The organism is Phyllobacterium sp. (assembly GCF_037994425.1).
Taxonomy (GTDB): domain Bacteria; phylum Pseudomonadota; class Alphaproteobacteria; order Rhizobiales; family Rhizobiaceae; genus Phyllobacterium.
In genome coordinates this window covers 1-2,199 of sequence record NZ_JBBNAM010000009.1, presented here as the reverse complement: position 1 = coordinate 2,199, position 2,199 = coordinate 1, and the positions used below count along the sequence as shown (strand labels likewise).

Annotated in this window: 2 protein-coding genes; both read right to left on the bottom strand. The window is 58.4% G+C overall.

The annotated features are described in order from the left end of the window. Window positions 1–869: alanine--tRNA ligase-related protein (locus tag AAAB35_RS00240; protein ID WP_340666248.1), on the bottom strand; the 869-nt coding region annotated here is incomplete at its 3' end. A 209-nt stretch (window positions 870–1,078) separates the two neighbouring features. Beyond that, window positions 1,079–2,167, bottom strand: a complete 1,089-nt coding sequence (recA, locus tag AAAB35_RS00235) for a recombinase RecA (RefSeq protein ID WP_340666247.1) — start codon at window positions 2,165–2,167, stop codon at window positions 1,079–1,081. Between the last annotated feature and the right edge of the window lie 32 nt (window positions 2,168–2,199).

Genomic DNA, 2,199 nt, shown 5'->3' with positions numbered 1-2,199 from the left:
CCATCGGCAATGAGGAAGCCCGACGAACGCAGATGATCGGCGATCACGCGATGGCTGGCGCGGAACTTGCCCTCGGCCTTGACGCCGGTCGCCTCTTCCGAAGCGTGGATCAGCGTCTGGAACAGATCGATATCGTAATTGTCATGCTTGCCCTGGAGCACCGCAGCGAGGCGTTCGAGGCCCATGCCGGTGTCGATCGATGGACGCGGCAGGTCGATGCGCTGCTCCTTCGTCACCTGCTCGAACTGCATGAAGACCAGGTTCCAGATTTCAATGAAGCGGTCGCCATCTTCATCGGCGCTGCCAGGAGGACCGCCCCAAATCTCCGAGCCGTGATCGTAGAAGATTTCGGAGCATGGCCCGCAGGGACCCGTATCGCCCATCGCCCAGAAATTGTCGCTGGTGGCGATGCGGATGATCCTTTCCTCGGGAAGACCGGCAATCTTCTTCCAGAAACCGGCCGCAGCATCGTCCGTGTGATAGACCGTGACAGTCAGCTTGTCCTTCGGAAGGCCGAACTCCTTCGTGATCAGGTTCCAGGCGAGCGAGATCGCCTCTTCCTTGAAATAATCGCCAAAGGAAAAGTTGCCGAGCATTTCGAAGAAGGTGTGATGACGCGCGGTGTAGCCAACATTGTCGAGGTCGTTGTGCTTGCCGCCGGCCCGAACGCATTTCTGCGATGTCGTGGCGCGGCTGTACGGCCGCTGTTCGATGCCGGTAAAGACGTTCTTGAACTGCACCATGCCGGCATTGGTAAACATCAGCGTCGGGTCGTTGCGTGGCACGAGCGGGCTCGACGCCACGATCTCATGGCCGTTCTTCTTGAAATAGTTCAGAAATGTCGACCGGATCTCGTTGACGCCACTCATGCTGCTTTGCCTTCTGACTTCTTGCATCCAAACGGAATTGGCCCCTTTCCTTGCGAAGGAGCGGAACGAAACGCTTGTAGCGACGCGGCCGCGTGCTGTCCAGAAAATCCCTAATGCGCCTCGCGAGTTGGCACAGCCCAAAAATCAAAACCCGCAGCCGTTTCCGGATGCGGGTTTGAAGTCCAAAACTGGTGCGGCCTGCTTGAAGCTCAGCCTTCGGCGGCGTCGAGACCGTCGTCCTCTTCACCGGCACCCTTGTCAAGCATCTGTTCAGCGATGAGACCGGCATTCTGGCGCAGCGCCAGCTCGATCTCATTGGCGATTTCCGGATTTTCCTTGAGGAACAGTTTCGCATTGTCGCGACCCTGACCGAGACGCTGCGAACTATAGGAGAACCACGAACCCGACTTCTCGACGATACCGGCCTTGACGCCGAGATCGACCAGTTCGCCCGTTTTCGAAACGCCCTCGCCATACATGATGTCGAATTCGACCTGCTTGAAGGGCGGAGCCAGCTTGTTCTTGACGACCTTGACGCGCGTCTGGTTACCGACGACCTCGTCGCGCTCCTTGAGCGAGCCGATGCGGCGGATATCGAGACGAACGGAAGCATAGAATTTCAGCGCATTGCCGCCCGTCGTCGTTTCCGGCGAACCGAACATCACGCCGATCTTCATACGGATCTGGTTGATGAAGATGACCATGCAGTTGGAACGGGAAATGGAAGCCGTAAGCTTGCGCAGCGCCTGGCTCATCAGACGGGCCTGCAGACCCGGCAGTGAATCGCCCATTTCGCCCTCGATTTCCGCCCGTGGCGTCAGCGCCGCCACGGAATCGACGACGAGAACGTCGATGGCGCCGGAGCGAACCAGCGTATCGGTGATTTCAAGCGCCTGTTCGCCCGTGTCCGGCTGCGAAATCAGGAGGTTCTCAAGATCAACGCCAAGCTTGCGGGCATAGACGGGATCGAGTGCGTGCTCAGCGTCGACGAAGGCGCAGATGCCGCCCTTCTTCTGCGCCTCGGCAATCGTATGCAGGGCAAGGGTCGTCTTGCCTGAGCTTTCAGGCCCATAAATCTCGACGATGCGGCCCTTCGGCAAGCCGCCGACGCCAAGGGCGATATCGAGCGACAGCGAGCCGGTCGGAACCGTTTCGATCTCCACAACCTGCTCATTGCGGCCAAGCCGCATGATCGAGCCCTTACCAAAGGCCCTCTCGATCTGGGACAATGCCGCATCCAGCGCTTTCGTTTTATCCACCGAATTACCCTCAACCAACCGCAATGAATTTTGAGCCATGTTACACTACCCCTGTGTTATCCATGAAGTCC

What these genes read in the sequence shown, in the direction of transcription:
- recA (WP_340666247.1), bottom strand. Translation starts at nt 2,167, where the DNA reads ATGGCTCAAAATTCATTGCGGTTGGTTGAGGGTAATTCGGTGGATAAA.